Source organism: Cryobacterium sp. MDB1-18-1 (genome assembly GCF_004402735.1).
GTDB lineage: Bacteria > Actinomycetota > Actinomycetes > Actinomycetales > Microbacteriaceae > Cryobacterium > Cryobacterium glucosi.
The window spans coordinates 1-21,041 of the sequence record NZ_SOFR01000066.1 but is presented as its reverse complement, the minus strand read 5'-3'; the positions used below and the strand labels follow the sequence as shown (position 1 = coordinate 21,041).

The 21,041-nt window shown below is 69.2% G+C and carries 22 protein-coding genes; 1 reads left to right on the top strand and 21 read right to left on the bottom strand.

Annotated features, from left to right (window positions below; translation table 11 throughout):
* Positions 1-13: 13 nt before the first annotated feature.
* The 4 genes from E3O50_RS16130 to E3O50_RS16115 form a co-directional block, all read right to left on the bottom strand.
* Complete coding sequence (locus E3O50_RS16130) at positions 14-349, bottom strand: metalloregulator ArsR/SmtB family transcription factor (RefSeq protein ID WP_134449604.1); 336 nt, start codon at positions 347-349, stop codon at positions 14-16.
* A 143-nt stretch (positions 350-492) separates the two neighbouring features.
* Positions 493-2,775, bottom strand: a complete 2,283-nt coding sequence (locus E3O50_RS16125; RefSeq protein ID WP_134449603.1) for a polyribonucleotide nucleotidyltransferase — start codon at positions 2,773-2,775, stop codon at positions 493-495.
* Between the two features lie 142 nt (positions 2,776-2,917).
* A complete protein-coding gene (locus E3O50_RS16120; protein ID WP_198413617.1) occupies positions 2,918-3,838 on the bottom strand; it encodes a dihydroorotate oxidase electron transfer subunit in 921 nt (306 codons plus the stop codon).
* The gene (locus tag E3O50_RS16115; protein WP_241975287.1) at positions 3,835-4,830 is read right to left on the bottom strand and encodes a dihydroorotate dehydrogenase; all 996 of its coding nucleotides are present in this window, start codon (positions 4,828-4,830) and stop codon (positions 3,835-3,837) included. The genes E3O50_RS16120 and E3O50_RS16115 overlap by 4 nt, the downstream gene beginning before the upstream one ends.
* Before the next feature lie 157 nt (positions 4,831-4,987).
* Between E3O50_RS16115 and E3O50_RS16110 the strand changes: the two genes are divergently transcribed.
* Positions 4,988-6,694, top strand: a complete 1,707-nt coding sequence (locus E3O50_RS16110; RefSeq protein WP_277870832.1) for an alpha-glucosidase — start codon at positions 4,988-4,990, stop codon at positions 6,692-6,694.
* A 121-nt stretch (positions 6,695-6,815) separates the two neighbouring features.
* Here E3O50_RS16110 and E3O50_RS16105 read toward each other — a convergent pair whose 3' ends face one another.
* The 17 genes from E3O50_RS16105 to E3O50_RS16025 form a co-directional block, all read right to left on the bottom strand.
* Positions 6,816-8,348: an amino acid permease gene (locus tag E3O50_RS16105; protein WP_134449600.1), complete on the bottom strand. Its 1,533-nt coding sequence runs from the start codon at positions 8,346-8,348 to the stop codon at positions 6,816-6,818.
* A gap of 62 nt (positions 8,349-8,410) precedes the next feature.
* Positions 8,411-9,388 (bottom strand): NAD(P)-dependent alcohol dehydrogenase, encoded by a 978-nt coding sequence (locus E3O50_RS16100; RefSeq protein WP_134558599.1) that lies wholly within the window; start codon positions 9,386-9,388, stop codon positions 8,411-8,413.
* On the bottom strand, positions 9,385-9,669 hold the full coding sequence (locus E3O50_RS16095) for a helix-turn-helix transcriptional regulator (protein WP_134558598.1): 285 nt from the start codon (positions 9,667-9,669) through the stop codon (positions 9,385-9,387). The genes E3O50_RS16100 and E3O50_RS16095 overlap by 4 nt, the downstream gene beginning before the upstream one ends.
* On the bottom strand, positions 9,663-10,091 hold the full coding sequence (locus tag E3O50_RS16090) for a hypothetical protein (RefSeq protein WP_134558597.1): 429 nt from the start codon (positions 10,089-10,091) through the stop codon (positions 9,663-9,665). Before E3O50_RS16090 ends, E3O50_RS16095 begins: the two co-directional genes overlap by 7 nt.
* Before the next feature lie 122 nt (positions 10,092-10,213).
* On the bottom strand, positions 10,214-11,398 hold the full coding sequence (locus tag E3O50_RS19480) for a DUF4232 domain-containing protein (RefSeq protein ID WP_241975286.1): 1,185 nt from the start codon (positions 11,396-11,398) through the stop codon (positions 10,214-10,216).
* A 64-nt stretch (positions 11,399-11,462) separates the two neighbouring features.
* Positions 11,463-11,723 (bottom strand): ferredoxin, encoded by a 261-nt coding sequence (locus E3O50_RS16080; protein ID WP_134558596.1) that lies wholly within the window; start codon positions 11,721-11,723, stop codon positions 11,463-11,465.
* Entirely contained in the window at positions 11,720-12,961 is a 1,242-nt protein-coding gene (locus E3O50_RS16075; RefSeq protein ID WP_134558595.1) for an NADH-ubiquinone oxidoreductase-F iron-sulfur binding region domain-containing protein, read from the bottom strand. The genes E3O50_RS16080 and E3O50_RS16075 overlap by 4 nt, the downstream gene beginning before the upstream one ends.
* On the bottom strand, positions 12,958-13,515 hold the full coding sequence (locus E3O50_RS16070; protein WP_134558594.1) for a ferric reductase-like transmembrane domain-containing protein: 558 nt from the start codon (positions 13,513-13,515) through the stop codon (positions 12,958-12,960). Before E3O50_RS16070 ends, E3O50_RS16075 begins: the two co-directional genes overlap by 4 nt.
* The gene (locus E3O50_RS16065) at positions 13,512-14,504 is read right to left on the bottom strand and encodes an FAD:protein FMN transferase (protein ID WP_134558593.1); all 993 of its coding nucleotides are present in this window, start codon (positions 14,502-14,504) and stop codon (positions 13,512-13,514) included. Before E3O50_RS16065 ends, E3O50_RS16070 begins: the two co-directional genes overlap by 4 nt.
* Entirely contained in the window at positions 14,504-14,806 is a 303-nt protein-coding gene (locus tag E3O50_RS16060) for a hypothetical protein (RefSeq protein ID WP_134449592.1), read from the bottom strand. The genes E3O50_RS16065 and E3O50_RS16060 overlap by 1 nt, the downstream gene beginning before the upstream one ends.
* Before the next feature lie 214 nt (positions 14,807-15,020).
* Positions 15,021-15,290: a 30S ribosomal protein S15 gene (rpsO, locus tag E3O50_RS16055; RefSeq protein WP_134449591.1), complete on the bottom strand. Its 270-nt coding sequence runs from the start codon at positions 15,288-15,290 to the stop codon at positions 15,021-15,023.
* A 103-nt stretch (positions 15,291-15,393) separates the two neighbouring features.
* Positions 15,394-16,035 (bottom strand): maleylpyruvate isomerase N-terminal domain-containing protein, encoded by a 642-nt coding sequence (locus E3O50_RS16050; protein WP_134558592.1) that lies wholly within the window; start codon positions 16,033-16,035, stop codon positions 15,394-15,396.
* A gap of 27 nt (positions 16,036-16,062) precedes the next feature.
* Positions 16,063-17,058 (bottom strand): dihydroxyacetone kinase subunit DhaK, encoded by a 996-nt coding sequence (gene dhaK / locus E3O50_RS16045; RefSeq protein WP_134449589.1) that lies wholly within the window; start codon positions 17,056-17,058, stop codon positions 16,063-16,065.
* Positions 17,059-17,132: 74 nt separating this feature from the next.
* Positions 17,133-17,780: a dihydroxyacetone kinase subunit DhaL gene (gene dhaL / locus E3O50_RS16040; RefSeq protein ID WP_134558591.1), complete on the bottom strand. Its 648-nt coding sequence runs from the start codon at positions 17,778-17,780 to the stop codon at positions 17,133-17,135.
* On the bottom strand, positions 17,777-18,595 hold the full coding sequence (locus tag E3O50_RS16035; RefSeq protein ID WP_134558590.1) for an HAD-IA family hydrolase: 819 nt from the start codon (positions 18,593-18,595) through the stop codon (positions 17,777-17,779). The genes dhaL and E3O50_RS16035 overlap by 4 nt, the downstream gene beginning before the upstream one ends.
* 3 nt (positions 18,596-18,598) lie before the next feature.
* Positions 18,599-19,456: a class II fructose-bisphosphate aldolase gene (locus tag E3O50_RS16030; protein ID WP_134558589.1), complete on the bottom strand. Its 858-nt coding sequence runs from the start codon at positions 19,454-19,456 to the stop codon at positions 18,599-18,601.
* 156 nt (positions 19,457-19,612) lie between these two features.
* Positions 19,613-20,842 (bottom strand): AI-2E family transporter, encoded by a 1,230-nt coding sequence (locus E3O50_RS16025; RefSeq protein WP_134558588.1) that lies wholly within the window; start codon positions 20,840-20,842, stop codon positions 19,613-19,615.
* Positions 20,843-21,041 lie beyond the last annotated feature (199 nt).

Here is a 21,041-nt window from a genome sequence, read left to right as displayed (position 1 = left end):
GAAGCGGATGCCGCTAGCGCTCGTCCTGCTCGATCGTGCGGAGGAGCGCGTGGGAGTCTTCGAGACTCGCGACCAGCATCCGCTTCGCAACGGTGAGCAGTTCGGCGACGCCGGCGTCACGGACCGCGTAGAAGATGGTGTTGCCCTCACGGCGGGTGACGACCACGCCGGCGCGGCGCAGCACACCGAGTTGCTGGGAGAGGTTGGAGAGCTCGGAGCCGAGCACCTCCGCGAGGCTGCCGACCGAGCGTTCGCCGCCGACGAGCTGTTCGAGCACTTGCACGCGCAGCGGATGCCCCAGCGACTTGAACAATTCGGCCTTGAGCTGGGCCATGGGCAATCCGGTCATCGGCACCGTTTGATTATATCGCCAATTTATAATGTTCTCAAATAGGTGGGGCTGGGTACGGAAAAGGCCCGCCCTGCCGAAGCAGAACGGGCCTTCCGTCTAACCGACTAACCTGGCGAGAGGTTGTCGGCAGAACCCTAAGACTACGCCTCGGTGGACACCGATGCGACCTCGACGACGGATTCGGCGGACGCCGACTCGTCTTCGAGGACCGGGGCGAGCGACAGCTTGCCACGGTCGTCGATCTTGGTGATCTCGACGAGGACCTTCTGGCCGACTCCGAGCACGTCTTCGACGTTCTCGACGCGCTTGCCACCGGCGAGCTTGCGAACCTCGCTGATGTGCAGCAGGCCGTCCTTGCCGGGGAGGAGCGAGACGAAGGCGCCGAACGCGGCGATCTTCACGACGGTTCCGAGGAACTGCTCGCCGACCTCCGGGTTGGTCGGGTTCGCGATCGCGTTGACCTGGGCACGGGCGGCCTCCGCCGAGGGGCCGTCCACGGCGCCGATGTACACGGTGCCGTCTTCCTCGATCGAGATGTCTGCGCCGGTCTCGTCCTGGATCGCGTTGATCGTCTTGCCCTTCGGGCCGATCAGCTCTCCGATCTTGTCGACGGGGATCTGGACGCTGATCACGCGGGGCGCGGTCGGTGCCATCTCGTCGGGCTTGTCGATGGCGGCGTTCAGCACGGCGAGGATGGTCGTACGAGCATCCTTGGCCTGCGTGAGCGCACCGGCAAGCACCGAGGCGGGGATGCCGTCGAGCTTGGTGTCGAGCTGGATCGCGGTGACGAACTCGCTCGTGCCTGCGACCTTGAAGTCCATGTCGCCGAGGGCGTCTTCCGCACCGAGGATGTCGGTCAGGGCCGCGTAGCGGGTCTTCCCGTCAACGGTGTCGGAGATGAGGCCCATCGCGATGCCCGCGACCGGGGCGCGCAGCGGCACACCGGCGTTGAGCAGGGAAAGGGTGGACGCACAGACGGAACCCATCGAGGTCGAGCCGTTGGAGCTCAGCGCCTCGGAGACCTGACGGATGGCGTACGGGAACTCCTCGCGCGACGGCAGCACGGGGACCAGGGCACGCTCAGCGAGCGCTCCGTGGCCGATCTCGCGACGCTTCGGCGTGCCGACCCGGCCGGTTTCACCGGTGGAGTACGGCGGGAAGTTGTAGTTGTGCATGTAGCGCTTCTTGGTGACCGGGCTCAGGGAGTCGATCGTCTGCTCGAGCTTGAGCATGTTCAGCGTCGTGACACCCAGGATCTGGGTCTCGCCGCGCTGGAAGATCGCCGAACCGTGCACGCGGGGGATGATCGCGACCTCGGCGTCGAGCGGGCGGATGTCCGCAAGCCCACGGCCGTCGATGCGGATGCCCTCGTTGAGCACGCGGGAGCGCACGACGAGCTTGGTGACCGACTTGTACGCGGCGGAAACCTGGCCTGCTGCGCTCGCGTCGAGCTCGCCGGCTTCGATCTTCGCGGCGATCGCCGTCTTGACGCTCGCCTTGAGGGCGTCGTCAGCGTTCTGACGGTCGACCTTGTCGGCGATCTGGTAGACGTTCTTCAGCTCGTCATAGGCGAGCGCGGCAACGGCGTCGTAGGTGGCGGGCACGTACGGCGGGAACACCGGGTAGTTGCCTGTCGGCTTCGCGGCCGCGGCTGCGACCTTCTGCTGCGCCTCGATGAGCTGCTTGATGAAGGGCTTCGAGGCTTCGATGCCCTCGGCGATGACCTCTTCGTTCGGCTTGATGGCGCCGCCCTGGATCAAGGTCCAGGCGTTGTCGGTGGCTTCGGCCTCGATCATCATGATCGCGACGTCTTCGCTGCCATCGGCATCCGTCACAACGCGGCCGGCGACGACCATGCTGAACACGGCCTCTTCAACCTGCGAGTGCTTCGGGAACGCGACCCACTGGCCGGAACCGTTCTGGTCGGGGATGAGCGCGACGCGGACGCCACCGATCGGGCCGGAGAACGGCAGGCCGGCGATCTGGGTCGACATCGACGCGGCGTTGATCGCCAGCACGTCGTAGTACTCGTCCGGCGCGATGGCGAGGACGGTGACGACGACCTGGATCTCGTTGCGGAGTCCGTCGACGAACGACGGGCGCAGCGGCCGGTCGATCAGGCGGCAGGTGAGGATCGCCTCGGTCGACGGGCGACCTTCGCGACGGAAGAAGCTGCCCGGGATGCGGCCGGCAGCGTACATACGCTCCTCGACATCGATGGTCAGCGGGAAGAAGTCGAAGTTTTCCTTGGGCTGCTTGCTCGCGCTCGTGGCGGACAGCAGCATCGTCTCTTCGTCGATGTATGCGGCGGCAGAACCCTGCGCCTGCTGGGCGAGACGGCCGGTCTCGAAGCGGATCGTGCGAGTGCCGTACTTGCCGTTGTCAATAACGGTTTCGGCGAACGTGATTTCTGGACCCTCCATATGGGGGTTCTCTCCTTTTGTGTTTGCTTCTCGCCATTCCGGCGATGAAGACTTGCGCACCCGTATGGCGCGCAAGGCGTGCGGACAATCCATAGATTGGCCTCGCCAAGTCTAACAGAGCGCTCTTGCTCCGGATCTGCGCTTAAACGGCGGCGTCGAAGACCGGGCCGTCGACGCAGACGAGGGGACCCTCGACCGCGGGATCCGTGCGGACCGGGGCCGCGCATCCGTGGCAGTAGCCGAGCCCGCACGCCATGTGCGCCTCGAGGGAGGCCTGCACGGGCACGCCCCATTCGGCGCCGAGTTCTGCGGCGAGCCGGGTGAGCACGCCGGCGCCGCAGACGAAGACGACGTCGGGCGGACCGGCGGCGAACTGGCGGCGCAGGAGAGCCCCGAGTGCGGGAAGGTCGGCGGTGCCCTCCGCGTCGGTGACCGGGATGAAGCGCGCACCGAGTTCGGCGCATTCGGCGGAGCCGATGAGGCTCCCCCTGGTGCGTCCGCTCGCGACGAGCGTCGCCTCGATGCCGCGGGCCGCCGCATCCTCGACCGAACCCATCACGGCGCACACGCCGACGCCGCGGCCGATCATCAGTGCCCGGCGGGTTCCGGACGGGAACTCGAAGCCGCGGCCGAGCGGCCCGGTCACGAGCAGCCGCTGCCCCGGGTTGACCGCGGCGAGTGCGGTCGTGCCGCGGCCGGCGACGCCGTAGATGACCTCGATCGTGCCTCGCTCGGGGTTCCGGCGGTGGATCGCCATCGGGCGTGGCAGCAGGATCCGCTCTCCACCGTGCGGCGGGACCGTGATCATCAGGAACTGCCCGGCGAGCGCGGTTGCCGCGATCGTGCCGCAGGACAGGGTGAGCCGGTGGTAGCGCTCGCGCACGACCTCGTGATTGACAACCGTCGCCTCGTCCCAGACCGGCTCGGGGCGCGGCCCGGCCTCTGCGGGGCGCACGGACAACAGGCCGTCGAGGGCTGCGGCATCCGCTGCGGCGAAGGCGGCCTGCCTGGCGAGCGCCGCCCGGGTCTCCGCAGCGGTCGGCGGGGTCTTCATCGGGCTCATTGGGCTCTCCAGAGGTCGATGAGATCGCGGATGCCGGTGACCCCGTCGTCCGCGCAGCGCTGCTGCAGGGTGCGCACGATCTCGACCATCGCGAACGGGCGGGCGAAACTGGCGGTGCCGACCTGCACGGCGGAGGCGCCGACCGAGAAGTAGTCGAGGGCGTCGTCCGCGGTCTCGATGCCGCCGCAGGCGATCACCGGGATGTCGACGGAGCGGGCGGCGAGCCAGACCAGCCGGAGCACGATCGGCCGGATCGACGGCCCGGAGAGGCCGCCGATGACGTTGCCGATCGCGGGGGCGCGGGTGTACGCCTCGAGCGGCAAGGCGGGGATCGAGTTGGCGACGCAGACGGCGTCTGCGCCTGCTGCCTGGGCGGCCTGGGCGCACTCGGCGATCGAGGAGGCGAGGACGGGGAGCTTGACGATGATCGGCTTGTCGGTCTCGAGCCGCACCGCAGCGACCGCGCTCTCGATGGCGTCCGGGTCCGAGCCGATGTCGGTGCCGTCGCGGTCGAGGTTGGGGCACGAGACGTTGAGCTCGAAGGCGTCGCCTGCCGTGCCGAGGTCGCGCACGACGGGGGCGTACCCGGCAGGCCGGTGCGCGCCGACGCTGATGATCACAGGCGGGCCGAGGGCGGCGTAACGCGGGTGCAGTTCGGCGAGGTAACCGGCGGCGCCGCGGCTCGGGATGCCGACGCTGTTGACCATGCCGGCCCGGATCTCGGTGAGCCGGTGCGCCGGGTTGCCGCCGCGCGGCACGCCGAAGACGGTCTTGGTCACGACGGCGCCGAGCTCGTCGACGGGGATGAGCCGGCCGAGGGCGGGTCCGAAACACCCGGAGGCGGGCATCATCGGGTTCCTGAGGCGCAGGCCGCCGATGCTGACGCTGAGGTCGACCGTGGCGACGGGGGCCGGGCGGGCGGCGAAGAAGGTGCGGCGGGCATCCGTCGTCGGCCGCGGGGTCTCGCTCAACTGGCCTGCCTTCGGGTCCACGGGAGGGAATATCGTCCCGTTCCGCGGTCCAATTATCGCGTGCGTTTCCGTGGATGTTCAAATCAGCCGTTCGCCGCCGCCATCCTCGTCCTCCCCAGCCGCGCGGTCTAGGCTCGACCCCAGCGCCCGTCACCCGGCGCGAGGAAAGGATCCAGTCGTGACGAGCCCCACACCCGTGACCGATTCGATTGCCGGCCCCGAGGGAGGAGCCCCCTGGTGGACCTCGGGTGTCGTGTACCAGGTCTATCCGCGCAGCTTCGCGGATGCCGACGGTGACGGGATCGGTGACCTCGCCGGCATCCGCGGCAAGCTCGGCTACCTCGCAGAGCTCGGGGTGGATGCCCTCTGGCTGTCCCCGGTGTACCCGTCTCCGCAGCACGACAACGGCTACGACATCAAGGACTACGAGGACATCGACTCCGTCTTCGGTGACCTCGCCCAGTTCGACCTGCTCGTCGCCGAGGCCCACGAGCGAGGGATCAGGATCGTGATGGATCTCGTGGTCAACCACACGAGCGATGAGCACCCCTGGTTCCTCGAGTCGAAGAGCAGCCTGACCAACCCGAAGAGGGACTGGTACTGGTGGCGCGAGCCGAACGCCTCGAACGGTCCGCCGAACGCGTGGGGCAGCTTCTTCAGCGGCCCGGCCTGGACCCTCGACGAGGCGACCGGCGAGTACTACCTGCACCTGTTCGCGGTGCAGCAGCCCGACCTCAACTGGGAGAACCCCGAGGTGCGGCAGGCCGTCTACGCGATGATGAACCGGTGGCTCGACCGCGGCGTCGACGGCTTCCGGATGGACGTGATCAACTTCATCGCCAAGCGGGTCGAGCTCGTCGACGGGCCCGCCCCGTCGCGGGACGCCTCCTGCCCGATGGGCCCGCAGATCCACGACTATCTGCAGGAGATGCACGCGGCCGTGTTCGCCGGGCGCCCCGGTGAGCACCTCACGGTCGGCGAGATGCCGGGGGTGACCACGGCGGACGCCGTGCTGTTCACCGACCCTGCCCGGCACGAGGTCGACATGATCTTCCAGTTCGAGCACGTCTCCCTCGACCAGGGCGCGAACAAGTTCGACGCCCTCCCCCTTGACCTGCCCGCGCTCAAGCGGAACCTCGCGCACTGGCAGACCGACCTCGCGGAGACCGGCTGGAACAGCCTCTACCTGAACAACCACGACCAGCCCCGTCTGGTGTCCCGGTTCGGCAACGACGCCGAGTACCGCTACGAGTCCGCCACCCTCTGGGCGCTCGTGCTGCACCTGCAGCGCGGTACCCCGTACATCTACCAGGGTGAGGAGATCGGGATGACGAACGTGCGGTTCGACTCCATCGCCGACTATCGCGACATCGAAACGCTCAACCACTACCGTGAGGCCGTCGAGGAGTTCGACGGGTCACCTTCAGGCGTTCTCGCCGGGGTGCACGCGATGGGCCGCGACAACGCCCGAACGCCCATGCAGTGGGATGCGTCGCCGAACGCGGGCTTCAGCACGGGAACGCCGTGGCTCGCGGTCAACCCGAACCACACCGGGATCAACGTCGCCGCCGACCGTTCGGGCGAGAGGAGCGTGTTCCGGTTCTACCAGGAACTGATCCGGCTCCGGCACGAGAACCCGGTCGTCGCCCTCGGCGACTTCGGGCTGCTCGAGCCCGATCACGGGCAGCTCTACGCCTTCACCCGCTCGCTGGCCGGTGAGACGCTCCTCGTCGTGGCCAACGCAGCGGATGCCCCACTCGCCGCGCCGCTGCCCGCCTCGGTCGCCGCTCTACTCGCGACGGCCACCCTCCTCCTCGGCAACTACCCGCCCCAGGAGTCGGCAACCCTCCGCCCCTGGGAGGCCACCCTCTACCGCCTCCCCTAGGCGTCTTGCCCCCACCCGGCCCGCGAGAGTACGAAAATGGCCCCTTCAGCCGCACGGAGAGGGCCGAATTCGTACTCTCGCGGGAGGGAGTGGCGGCGGAAAGGGTTCGTCGCGGGAGGGGTCAGTCGCGGAGGGAGTTCTCCTCTCGGACGGCCTCGGTGCGTACGGTCTCGTCGAACACGCGCTTGGCCTCGATGCCGACAACGGAGTGGCGGCGCCCGTAGGCGAAGTACACGGCGAGGCCGATCAGGAGCCACACCGCGAAGCGCACCCAGGTCAGGGTCGTGAGGTTAAGCATCAGCCAGAAGCACAGCACGGCCGAGAGGATCGGCAGGTACGGGGAGAAGGGCACCTTGAAGGCGCGCTTGAGGTCCGGCCGCTTCTTCCGCAGCACGATCACGGCGATGCTGACGAGCACGAACGCCGAGAGCGTTCCGATGTTGATCATTTCCTCGAGGACGCCCACGTTGGTGAGGCCGGCGATCAGCGCGACCGCCGTGCCCGCAATGATCTGCACCCGCGCCGGCGTTCCGCGCTTCGCCGAGGTGACGCTGAGGCCGCGGGGCAGCAGGCCGTCACGGCTCATGGCGAAGAGCACCCGGGACAGCCCGAGGAGCAGCACCATGATCACGGTCGTCAGGCCGATCAGGATGCCGACCGAGATGACCTCGGCGGCCCAGCCGGCTCCGACGGCGACGAAGGCGGTTGCGAGGGAGGCGTTCGGGTCCTGCGCGAGCACCGTGTACGGCACCATCCCGGTCAGTACGAGGCTGACGCCGAGGTAGAGCACGGTCACGATCGCGAGCCCCGCGAAGATCCCGCGCGGGAGGGTCTTCTGCGGGTTCTTGACTTCCTCGGCGCTCGTGGCGACGACGTCGAAGCCGATGAACGCGAAGAAGACGAGGGAGGCGCCCGCAAGCAGGCCGAAGAGGCCGTACTGGGCCGGGTGCGCACCGGTCATGAACGAGAAGAGTGACTGCATCCAGACGTCGCCGTCTCCACCCGTCGTCGGGATAGCGGCGGGGATGAACGGCGAGTAGTTCGCCGGGTTGATGAAGAAGGCGCCGGCGACGATGACGAAGAGCACGATCGCGACCTTGAGGATCGTGAAGACGCTCGCGACCCGCGCGGAGAGCTTGGTGCCGAGCACGAGGAGAGTCGTGAAGATCGCGACGATGACGAAGGCGCCCCAGCTCACGTCGAGGCCGAGAATGTTGATGGTCGCCGGCACGTTCCAGTGCAGGAGTTCGAAGACGCTCGAGAGGTAGATGCCCCAGTACTTGGCGATCACGGCGGCCGCGGTGAGCATCTCGAGGATCAGGTCCCAGCCGATGATCCAGGCCAGGAGCTCGCCGAGGGTCGCATAGGTGAAGGTGTACGCCGAGCCGGCGACCGGCACCGCCGACGCGAACTCCGCGTAACACATGATCGCGAGGGCGCAGGTGAGGGCGGCGAGCAGGAACGCGAGCGTCACCGACGGGCCAGCGTAGCTGCCGGCCGCCTTTGCTCCGACCGAGAAGATCCCGGCGCCGACGGCAACGGCGACACCCATGACCATGAGGTCCCAGGTGCCGAGGGTGCGCTTGAGATTGTGGCCCTTTTCGAGGGAGTCGGCCATCGAGGCCTCAATGCTTTTGGTGCGCCAAATGCTCATAACAGGGGGATATCCATTTCGTTGGGTACCCGCCCAGCCTACGACTCCCCCTGTCCGGGGTCTCACGGAACGGTGACGACGACCTTCCCCCTGGCCTGTCCGGCGTGCTGGTAGCGGATGCCGTCTGCCGCATCCGCGAGGGGAAACGTCCGGTCGATCACGGGCCGGATGGTGCCGGCCTCGAGCAGTTTCCCGAGGGTCTCGAGGTCGTCGGCGCCCTCGGCGGAGACGACCCCGCGCAGGGTCTGCTTCACGAAGCCGGACAGCAGGAGGGCACGCAGCTGGCGGTCGATCCCGCCGAACACGGCGCCACCGCCCTCTCCGCCGACGATGACGAGGGTGCCGGTCGGGGTGAGCGCCCGGCGGAGCCGGGACAGGGTGGGATTTCCGGCAATGTCGAGGATCAGGTCCCAGGTGTTCCTTCCGTCCGCGAAGTCCTCGCGGGTGTAGTCGATCACCTGTGCGGCTCCGAGCGACCGGACGAGGTCGACCTTGCCGGTGCTGCAGACCCCGGTCACCGTCGCGCCGAGCGCCGTGGCGAGCTGGACGGCGAAGGTTCCGACGCCGCCGCCGGCGCCGATCACGAGGACCCTCTGGCCCGCCTCGACCTTCCCGGCGTCGCGGAGGGCGTGCAGGGCGGCGCACGCCGAGACGGGAACGGCGGCGGCATCCACGAACCCGAGGTTCGCCGGTTTCGGGGCGAGCCGGTCGGCCGGGACCCGGGTGTACTCGGCGAACGATCCGGTGAGCGAGGTGCCGAACACCTCGTCGCCGACCCGGAACCGGGTCACGCCGGCCCCGACGGCCGCGACCGTTCCCGAGACATCCCGCCCGCGCACCCGGAGCTTCGGGGCCCGGAGCCCGAAACCGAACAGCCGGAGCAGGTAGGGACGCCCGGCCATCAGATGCCAGACGCCGGCGTCGATCCCGGCGGCCTGGACCCGGACGAGCACCTCGTCGGCTCCGACCTCCGGCTCGTCGATGTCCTCGAGGTGGAGGACGTCTGCGGAACCGTACTGATTCTGGACGAGGGCCTTCATGATTCTTCTCCTGACGGGGTGAGGGGCGGGGCGAGGGATGGCGTCGGGTACTGGAACACGTCGTCGAGCGGGACGCCGAAGGCGTGGGCGATCAGGAACGCCAGCTCGAGCGACGGCGAATAGCGGCCCTGTTCGATGGCGATGATGGTCTGGCGGGTCACGCCGGTGCGGTCGGCGAGATCGGCCTGGGTCATCTCGCCGTGGGCGAAGCGGAGCCGCCTCATGTCGTTGGTGACCCGGGTCGGCTTCGCGGAGGTCGCTGACTTCGCCGGCCTCACCATTGGGGCAGGCCCCTCCGGTAGGCGACGAGCCGCGCGATTCCGCCGAGGACCGCCGAGAGCACGAACGCAAGGTACACCGCGTTGGCGATCCAGAAGTACGGCAGTTGCAGCAGGGCCATCAGGAGGGCGGCGACGCCGCCGATCACGACGAACGACTGGCCGACGGTGTCGCCGAACCGGGCGATCTCGCGGTCGCGCTGGTCAGCCTGCCCGGCGTCCCGCGGCGACAGGATCGAGACCAGGATGTCGAGCACGATCGACACGACGATGGCGCCGCCGATGGTCCAGAGCAGCGCAGGCACGTAGGGCACCTCAGGGAGAGGGATGCCGTCCTCCCGGATCAGGATGAAGCCGAGATAGGTCGCGTACGCGGCGATCGCGGTGCCGAGCCTGATCCAGGCTTGCTTTTCCAGGGCTGACATCGGACTCCTTGAGGGCCGTGAAACGGTGCGAAGTAAAGCTGACATGACTCAATGTAAAGAAAATCATACTTCGTGTCAAGGAAAAGCTACATCTTCGTTGCCGGCCCCCGGTTCGCGCCGGCTCAGTCCGATGCCCCGGTGAGGGACCACGCCGTGACGGAGACCTCTCCGCCGGCGACGATGTCGAGGGTGCTCGGCCAGGAGCCCCGATCGAGCCCGGGATACAGGGCCGCGTACAGCGTGTAGGTCACGGGCACGTCTGCGGTCGCCATGGCATCCCAGCCGAGTCGGGTGATGGCGAATCCGCCGGCCGGGACTTCGATGGGATGGGGGCCGTCGTCGGTGGTCATGAAGGAGCCGCCGTGCACGAGCGTGACGGCGAGGTAGGAGCCGGCCTGGTCCGCGAAGGCGAGATCGGGGTAGCCGTTGAGCGTGCACGGGACGTCGCTGAAGTTCATGGCCTGGATCGACACGGTGCGGTGTCCGGTCGCGGCATCGGGATCCCCGAGCAGCACCGCCGTGTCTTCCTTCGTGCACCATCCGACGGGAGCCACCGCCGCGTCGGGAGCAACGGTCGGCGGGGGCGTGACCTGGACATCCGGATCGGGGACGGCGCCGAGGGTGTTGCCGTCGGCGAGGGCGTTCTCCGCCGCGGCGTGGAGTCGCTCGGCGCGGCTTCCGAATCCCGCCCCGAGGCCGGAGAGGACCAGGACGGCGACCATGATGCCACAGAGAACGGCGAGCGGGTGCCTGCGAAAGGGGCCGGTCGCGACGGGCGCAAGGGCGGCATCCGCGGTCGACCCGGTTGCGGAGGCGGGCACCCGGACCCGGCGCAGGGCGAGCAGGGCCGGCAACCAGCCCCAGGCGATCCCCCAGTATCCGCTGAGGAGCATGGACTCGCCGGCCGGATCGAGCACGAACGCCGCGCGCGACGGCGGGAATGCGGAGATGATCGCGCTGATCACCCACGGGAGGGTGGCAAGGAAGCCGGTCAGCACGGCCACGAACCAGAGGGCGAAGAACCGGGCGGCGCGGGATCCGTCCGTCCTGTCCACGATCAGGCGCGCCAGGACCAGGTAGACCACGAAGACGCCCGCCGCTGAGGCGAGCGGTGCCAGGCCGACCCACGGCCAGGACCAGAACCAGACGTTGCTCGGAATCGTCTCAGGAAGGAGGTGCTTCACGAAGGCGGTCGGGACGAGGCCGAACCAGGTCAGGAAGCCGAATGCGCCGGCGCACACGACCCACCATGCGGAGGCAACGAGGGCGGGAATCCAGAAAAATGGGCTGTGGCCGGGCCTTGTCATCATCCGAGCCTACGTCACTCCCCCGTCGACGGGCCCTCTCTGCGCTGGCGCGACCGGCGAGGAACTAGGGGTCGACGAGGGTGAGCGCCTGGCGTGGACAGAGGGACAGGGCATCCGCTGCCGCGGCGAGCAGGGTGTCCGGGACCGGCACGTTCGAGCCGGCGCCGGCAGAACCGTAGCCGTAGGCGAGCGGGTAGCCCCAGTCGTCGCGGGCCAGCAGTTCCGGCAGGATCTCGGTGCAGAGCCCGCGGCCGTCGCACCTCGTCCAGTCGATGTGCAGGAGGGCGGCGGCCGGGCCGCGGGCCTCTGGGGTGCGCAGATTCATCGGTGGTCCTTTCGGCAGTGCCCGTTCAGGTGCGCGGTGACGTCATCGGCGAACACCGTGAGCGTGCTGAGCACGAACCGGGCGGTGCCGTCCGGGTGGTTGCAGGAGCCCCGCCCCGTGACGATGGCCGCGAGGCGGCGCACCTCCCCGGGGAGCCCCGGGTCGCGGTCCCCGGTGGCGAGACGCCCGAGCACGGCGGCCATCGCCGGGAGCCCGTTGACACAGGGGCCGCACTGGCCGGCGGTCTCGCCGGCGAGGTAGCTGGCGACCGCGGCCGCGACCGCGATCGGGCAGCGCCGTTCGCCGAGCCCCATCAGGATGCCGGCGCCGGGGTTCGCGCCGAATCCGGCGAGGTCGGCGCGGTCGAGGCGGGCCTCGAGGGCGTACGCCGGCAGCCAGGCGCCGTGGTAGCCGCCGACGAGCACTGCCGAAAGGCTCCCGGTGTCGACTCCGGTGAACCGGAGCACGTCGCCGATGCGGGACCCGCCTGCGACCTCGAGCACCCTCGACGGATGCCCGTCGCTGCCGACCGTGACGAGTCGCGTCCCCGGATCCCCCGTCGTGCCCACCGACCGGAACCAGGCGGCGCCGAAGCGCGCGATCAGCGCGATGTGGGCGAGGGTTTCGACATTGTGCAGCAGGGTGGGCCGGCCACCGAGGCCGGATTCGGTCAGCCGCACGGTGCGGTCCTGGGGAATCGGCGCCCTGCCGGCGAGGGCGTTGACGACGGCGGATGCCTCACCCGAGATGAAGGTGTCCGCCGCTTCCCGCAGTTCGATCGCGGAGGCATCCGCCCGCTCGGCGAGGGCGCGGGTGGCGGACTCGATCACCGAGGCCTGGGCGTAAAGGTAGACGGAGTGGGCGCCGAGGGCGCCGGCGACGGTGAGGAGCCCGTCGATGACGAGGTGCGGCGACCGGAGCAGCAGGGTCGCGTCCTTCTGGCTGAGGGGTTCGCCCTCCGCGGCATTGCCGATCACGACGACGCGGCGGCGGCGGGCTCGTTCGCGGGCAGGGACGGCGGCGAGCTTGCGCCACGCCGGGAAGCCGGCGCCGCCGCGGCCCTCGAGACCGGAGTCGCGGAGGGCGGCGAGGAGTGCCGCCGAATCCGCGTGGGCGGGCAGCGGGCCGAAGGTCGACTGGTGGGTGGCGTAGTCTGCGGCAGGGGCGGCCGTGAGCCGGGCGGTGCCGACCGGGGCCTGGACGGCGGGGAACAGCCGGGTGTCCGCTGTGCTGCTCATGAGGCCCTCTCGACTCTGACGTTCTGGTACTCGACGAAACCGCGGCTCAGGCGCCAGACGAGCGCGGCGACAACGGCGATCGAACAGGTCGCGGCGAAGGCGATGAACCAGGTCTGGCCGACATCCGTGCCGTTGCCGATGGAGTGCAGCAGCGCAACGGGCCACATCAGGTAGGTGAGCCAGTGCACGGCCTTGAAGACCCGCACGCCGACGACACCGCGGAGGAGTGCTGTGATCACGATCGCGAGCATCAGGTCGACGGCGAGGGTGCCGAGACCGAGCCAGAAGGGCTTGGCCGCGCCGAGGAACGGCACGACGAAGTCGACGAGCCGGAGCTGGGCGTAGGAGTCCCCGAACAGCGTGACGAGGTGGATGGCGAGGAACGCGGTCGCGAGCAGAGCAACGTTGCGGTGCACGAGGGCGACAGAGAAGCGGGGCAACGTGAAGAGCGGCCTGCCGGACCGGTTCAGGATGCCGAGCAGGACGGACACGGTGAAGAGGGCGCGGGAGACGACCCCTGTCCCGCGACCGAGCGCCCAGAGCGCCTCGTTCACAGGAACGACCTTTCGGCTTCGGCGTCGGCTGCAGCCGGGGTTTCCGAGGTTTCCAGGGCCTCTGACCGATTGTCGTCCGGCCAGCCGCCGAGGGAGACGACCACACCCTCGGCGTCGACGAGGCGCGCGGGAACGCCGAGTTCGCGCAGCCAGGCGACGGCCTTGTGGCCGCGGACGATCGCGGCCGTGCTGAGCGTGTTGGCCCGGTGACAGGTCCCGGCCGCGACCGTGACGCTGCGCCAGACGGGTTCGGCGGGCAGCCCGGAGGCGGGGTCGAGGATGTGGTGCTGGGGGCGGCCGGCCTTCGTCCAGCGGCGCTTCTGGGTGCTCGAGGTCGCGAGGGCGAGGCACTCGGCGAGGGTCACGTGGGCGCACGGGTCGAGCGGGGCATCCTGGACCAGGACCTGCCAGCCTCCCGCGGGCGCCGGACCTGCGGTCGCGATGTCGCCGCCGAGGCTCACGAGCACGCCGCAGCCGAGTTCTGCGACGATACGGGCGGCGACCTGGTCGGCGGCGGCGGCCTTCGCGGTCGCTCCGAGGTCGATGCCGAGGTGGGCCGGCACGGTCAGGCGGTTGCCGACGAGGCGCACACTCGCCCAGCCGGGCCGGGGTGAGGCGATCGCGCGCACCGGGACGCCGTCGTCGAGGATCAGGCGGATGTCGTGGTCGTAGCCGATCGCGCCGAGGGCGTTGGCCAGGGTCGGGTCGACATCGCCGTCGGTCTCCGCCGCGGAGGCGAGGGCGAGGCGCATCAGTTCGGCGAGTGTGTCGCTCACGAGGGCACCGACCGGGAAGAGCGGGGCCTTCGTCAGGATCTCGGAGTCCGGGCGGAACCGGCTCGAGGCGAGTTCCACGCGCTCGAGCACGGCGTCGGCGATCCGGCGGGCCTCCGGGAGGAGCGCGGGGTCGGTCACGACGAGGCGGGCGCTCGTGCTCCAGAGACTCCAGTCGTCGGTCGCGACGGTCGCGACGGTCGCGACGGCGGGCATCAGGACCCGCTCGTCTTGGCGTGCACCTTGGTTCCGCTGCCCGAGGACACACTCGGCGCAGCGGGCGCCGCGGGGGCGGTGGTCGCCTGGGTCGTCGTGCTCCCGGACGTCGTGCCCGAGTCGCCCGAGGTCGTCGTGGTCGTCGTGGTCGCGGAGGCGTCCTGCGTGGCGAGCGAGTCGGCCCAGTCGTGCAGGCCGAGCGCAGAGGCTGCGACGACGGCGAGGAGTCCGATCGTGCCGGTCACGATCCGGCTGAGCTTCTTACCGCGTTCGTGAGCATTCATCTCCGTGCCACCCTTCATTCGTTGACACTAACTACGGTGCCAGCGGACTCTATGGGTTTCCTATGCAGCCACCTTGAGGGAACAGGGTGTTAGGGAGAGGCGTACTGCGGAGGCTCACAGGTCCACGCGCAGGCAGACAAAACGGGCCGCCACCCGAAGGTGACGGCCCGTTTCGTTGAAGTTCAGCTTCAGAAGTGCGCGATATCGACGCGGCTTCCGGTTTCGTGCCTGACTAGCGACGCAGTCCGAGACGCTCGATGAGCGAGCGGTAGCGGGCGATGTCGATGTCGGACAGGTAGCCGAGCAGACGGCGACGCTGACCAACCATGAGAAGCAGGCCACGACGGGAGTGGTGGTCGTGCTTGTGCTCTTTCAGGTGCTCCGTGAGGTCGAGGATGCGCTGCGTGAGCATGGCAATCTGGACTTCGGGGGACCCGGTGTCGCCTGGGTGGGTAGCGTACTTTTCGATGATCGCCTTCTTAGCATTAGCTTCGAGTGCCATAGATGGGATCCCCTTTCTCTCACTGCGCGGTGCCCGTGGGCCGAATGCCTGGGCTCTCTTGTTCCGCGGCCGTTGGACGGCAACCTAGAGAGCTTAGCAGAATTCAGAGCACGCTGAACCGGTCGGTCAACGGTCCTCGCCCCGTGCCGGCGAGGAGCAGCTCCGGGCCCTTGCCTCCGCGCACGGCGAGGTCGCCGAGCAGGTGCACGGCGACCGACACCGCGGACTCCGGCACCGTCGGCGGAATGCCGAGGCTCGCGGCGAGGTCGCAGCCGTGCACGGCGAGTTCGAACACGCGCGTGGGCAGGTAGTCGGCCAGCAACATCCCGCCGAAGGGCGTCAGCACGAACTCGTCGCCGGTCGCGCGGTCGACCTCGGCGAGCACGCGTCCGACGATGCCGGCGACGGATACCGCGGGCTCGGCCCCGAGGGCCCGTCCGGCCGCCCTGCCGCGCTCCGCGACCGCGGCAGGATCGCCGGCCCCGACGCCGATCACGCCGTAGTAGTCGACAGCGCTCCCGATCTCGACCTCCGGCGGGTGCTCCGGGTCGACGGACACCTCGCGCCCGGCCGCAAGATAACTCTCCACGGTGAGGAGCGAGCGACTGGTATGGCCGACGAGGTCGCGCACGGTCCACTCCCCGAGCGCGACCCGCTCCCACTGGTCCGTGATCGTCGCGGTGGTTCCGGCGAACCAGCCCGCGGCATCCCGGTAGGCGGCCCGGCTTTCATTCCAACTGGTCATCGCGTCATTCTAGAGCGGCGGCATCCGCTAGAACACGTGGGCGGCGATCTCGGCGGGCGCGGCCAACAGGCCCTCGATCTCGTCGTCGAGACGCACGAGCGTGAGCGAAGCCCCGGCCATGTCGAGGGAGGTGCAGTACTCCCCCACGTAGCTGCGCCCGACCGTGATGCCGCGGCGGGTCAGTTCGTCGTGCGCGTGCCCGTAGAGGATGTAGAGCTCGCTGATCGGGGTGCCGCCGAGCCCGTTGATCATGAGAGCGACGCGGTCGCCCGCGACGAAGGGCAGGTCGTTCACGACGGCCTCAAGCATCTCGTCGGTCATCTCGTCAGCGGTCGTGAGCTTGGCCCGCCGGCGGCCGGGTTCGCCGTGGATTCCGACGCCCACCTCGATCTCGTCCTCGCCGAGCTCGAAGAGCGGTGACCCCTTCGCGGGCGGGGTGCAGGAAGTGAGGGCGATGCCCATCGTGCGGGTGACGCTGTCGACCTTCTCGCCGATCCGGACGAGCTCGTCGAGGGAGGCGCCGGCCTCGGAGGCCGCTCCAACGGCCTTCATCACGAAGAAGTTGCCCGCGACGCCGCGACGACCGACCGTCCAGGTCGAGTCCTGCACGGCGACGTCGTCGTCGATGAACAGGGTCTTGACGTTGATGCCGTCGGACGCGGCCATCTCCTGGGCCATTTCGAACGCCATCCGGTCGCCGGTGTAGTTGTTCACGAGCAGCAGCACGCCCTTGGGCGAGGCCATCAGCTTGGTGGTTTCGTAGACGTAGTCCATCGGCGGGGCGGCGAACACGTCGCCGGGGCAGGCCGCGTCGAGCATCCCCCGGCCGACGGTCATCACGTGGGCGGGTTCGTGCCCGGAACCGGAGCCCTGGATGATCGACACCTTGTTCGGGTTCGGGCCGCCCGCGCGCATGATCAGGTTGTACTTCGGCTCGTAGCGGAGGGTGTCCGGGTTGGCGAGGGCGATGCCCTTGAGCATGTCCGGCACGTACATTTTCGGGTCGTTGACGAATTTCTTCATGTGTCCATCTCCTTCGTGGGTGGTCCGGAACGTGCAGCAGATCGTGCGGAATAGCGTGCGGAAGGTCGTGTGGATCAGAGGTCGTCGCGCGCGGCCCATTCCCGGCTGAGCCGTTCGAAGATCACGGCGACGGCGACGGCCCCCGGGTCTGGGGAACCGATGCTGCGTTCCCCCGTGTAGCTCGCCCGGCCGCGGCGGGCCTGCAGGAAGCTCGTCGCGTCCGCGCGTTCCCGCGCGACGACGGCGGCACGGGCCAGCGCAACCGTGCCGGCACTCCCGGCGTGGATTTCGGCCTCGAAGGCATCCGTTGCCGGGACGAGGGCGTCGAGGAGGGTCTTGTCGCCGAGATCGGACTTGCCCCGCGCTTTGATGCCCTCTGTCGCTGCCCGGAGCATGGCGACGACGTCGTCGCCGTCGAGGTCGGTCTTGCCTGCGACGGCCGCCGATGCCCGCAGGAACGCGGTGCCCCAGAGCGGGCCGGAGGTTCCGCCGATCCGTCCGGAGATGACGAGGGCGATCTTCTTCAGGAAGTCGGCGGGGGAACTGCGGTCGAATTCCGGCCAGTCGGCGAGGACGATCTCGAAGCCGCGGGCGAGGGAGAACCCGAAGTCGCCGTCGCCGACGACGGCGTCGAGGTCGCCGAACTCGCGTTCGTTGTCGACCGCGGTCTGGGCGATGCTGTGCACGACGAATTCGGTGTCGTCGAGACTGCTGCGGGTCATGGGGTCTCCGGTTCCGGGGAGGTCGGTCCTGGTGTGATCGGTCCTGGTGCGGCCAGGATGGCGGTGAGATCGGTCAGTTCGACGGTGCGGCCGACGTCGAGGCGCAGCGGGTCCTTCAGGGTGATCGCGGTGGGGCCGCCGGGGTCGCCGAGCGAGGTGACGACGAGGGAGGCGCCGGTGAAGTCCTCGGCCGCCGTGTAGCCGCTGACGGTGATGAGCGTGCGGAGACCCGCGGCGAGCGCCGCCTGGAGGCCGTTGGCGCTGTCCTCGATGACGAGGGCCTCGGCTGCCGGGACACCGAGTTCGCGGAGGGCGAGGAGGTAGATGTCGGGGGCTGGTTTCTTGGCCGCGACGATGTCCCCCGCGAAGACCCGGAAGTGCGCGGCGAGGTCGGGTCCGACCGCCTCGGTGAGCACGGCGCGGACGGATGCCTCAGCCGACGTGGATGCGACGGCGAGCGTCCAGCCTGCCGCGTCCGCGTCCGCCGTGATCCGTCTGATGCCGGGGCGGCCGGGGAGTGCGCCGCGCGCCACGGCGTCGGTGTAGATCGCGGTCTTCCGTCGATGCCAGCGCGCGACGGCCTCGTCGAGGGCGCCCGGATCGTCCGGAAGGCCGATGACGGCGGCGACCGCGGGCGTCACGGCGCTCCGCATCCGCTCCTTGCCGCCACCGATCTTGACCTTGACGGCGTAGTCGGAATCGCTCCACCGTACAGGGACGGCGAATTCCCGGAAGGTCTGGTTGAACGCCGGCAGGTGGCCGTCGCGCTCGGTGTCGGCGAGGACGCCGTCGCAGTCGAAGATGAGGGCCGGCATCCGTCAGGCCTTCCCTGCGCTGCCGAATTGCTCGGCGAGTCCACGGGTCAGCGCGACGATGTCGGAACGAACCTGCCCGAACAAGGACGGCGGGTCCCACTTGTCGCGCGCCTCCGCGTCTTTGAGATAGGCGAGGCTCGACTGCATGAAGGTGATCTTGAGCGCCGTGGAAATGTTGACCTTGGCGCATCCGAGCGCGATGAGTTCGGCGAACTGGCCCGGGCTCAGGCCGCTCCCGCCGTGGAGGGCGATCGGGATCGGGTGCGCGGTGACGATGTCGCTCACCCGCCGGAAGTCGAGGACCGGTTCCCGGGTGTAGACGCCGTGGGCGTTGCCGATCGCGGGTGCGAAAACGTCGACGCCGGTCTCCTCGATGAAGCGCAGGGAGATCTCGAGGGACTGCCTCGCGGATGCCGTGTCCGAGCCGATGCCGTCCTCGACCCCGGTGATCGACTCGATCTCACCCTCGACGTGCGCACCGAAGGTGCGGGCCTCCGCGACGACCTCGATGGTCTGCCGCTGATTTTCCGCGACCGGGAGCCGGGACGCGTCGAAGAGCACCGAGTTCCAGCCGCACTCGAGGCATTCGGTGATGACCGCCCGGTCGGGGCAGTGGTCGAGGTGCAGCACCACCGGCACGTCGATGCCGGCGGTCATCGATTCCCACATGCTGAAGAGCACACGCGACCCGATCGACTTCACGGTCTTGACCGAGGTCTGCACGATCACCGGTGACCGCGCCTCGACCGCCCCGGCCAGGACGGCCTCCATCGTGAGGTCGTTCACGATGTTGATCGCCGGCACGCCGTAGCGTTCCGCAAACGCGCGGTCGACGACCGATTTCAGGGTGGACACCGACATTCCAGGCCTCCTCGCCGGAGTGGGGCCGGTGTCCGGGCCCGGGTGTCACCGGGTCGCCGTCAGCCGGATGCCGACATCGTAGGCTGCAACCCCGGCCCCGACAATGGCCTCTGCTCTCAGGCCTCACGGCCGGAGGAGGTGGATCCTGTCCCTGGGTCAGCCGTCGCGCTGGACGCGGGCAGCGGCCGACGTGCCGCCGGCACCGGACTTTCCGCGGAAGAATCGGCGCGGCGGCGGGCTCGGGGCGACGGGGTGGTCCCAGACGCGCACGATCGACCACGCGACGGCGACGAGCGGCACCGCGAGCACCGCGCCGGCGATGCCGCCGAGCACGGTGCCCGCCGTGAGGGCGACGAGGATCACGAGGGGGTGCAGCTTGAGTGCGCCGGCCATAACGATCGGGTTCAGCAGGTCGCCTTCGAGCTGGTTGACCACGACGACGATGACCACGACGATGAGAGCGACGATCGGCCCGTTGAAGACGAGGGCGACGAGCGCGGCGAGGATCCCGGCGATCGTCGCGCCGATCAAGGGGATGAATGCCGTGAGGAAGACGATCGCCGCGAGCGGCAGGGCGAGCGGCACCTGCAGGATGGCCAGGCTCGCGCCGATGACGACGCCGTCGAAGAGCGCGATGGTCGCGGTCCCGCGCACGTATTGTCCGAGGACCGTCGGTGCGGTCGTGCCGATGCGGCGCGCGCGCGCGAGGGCGGAACCGCGCAACGGCGTCAGGAAGAAGGCCCAGATCGACGCGGCGTCCTTGAGGAAGAAGAACAGGATGACGACGACGAGGGCGGCTCCGGTGAGCACCTCGGCCGCGGCGGACACCCCGGCGAGTGCGCCGCTGCCGAACTCGGCACTCGTCACGAAGCCGATCACGGCGTTCCTGGCGGCCTCGAATTGGGTGGCATCGAGCGACAGCGGGCCGGTCGTCAGGTAGCCCTGCAACTGGTCGAGGCCGTCGGAGGCCGCGGTGACGAGCTCGGACCACTGGTTGCGCACGGCGAAGACGATCAGGGTCACGATGCCCCCGAGCACGACGACCCCGCCGAGCAGGGTGAGCCAGGTCGCCAGCGTTCGTGGAACTCCACGGGCGCGCAGCCAGCGCACGAGTGGGCTGAGCGCCGCCGCCAGGATGAGTGCGACGAGCGTGGGGATCACGACGAGTTTGAGCTGCACGAGGGCGAACACCACGCCGATTCCCAGCACGATCACGACGATCAGCTGGGCGCTGCGGATGCTCAGCCACCCCAGCCGGTCGACGAGCAGCGACTTCAGGGTGCTGTCCCTGGCGCCAGAGTGCTCGGACCTGACGGACTCAGCCGGAGTCTGCCGTTGTGTCTGCCGTTGTGCCTGCTGAGGGGTTCGCTCGGGCTTCGCTCGCATGCGTCCCATGGTAGGCCGGGTCGGGCCGCCGTCCCCGAACCTCACCAATTCGACGGAGTTTTTGAGTTTCACACCTGTGGGAGGCACATTTTCGGGGTGTTCCCCTCTGCGTCAAGCTGGTTGTGAGTCAGTTCACGATCAGTAGGAGTCAGAGGAATGTCGATTAGTCCAGGGTTCACTGTGGTGGAGATCCGCGAGT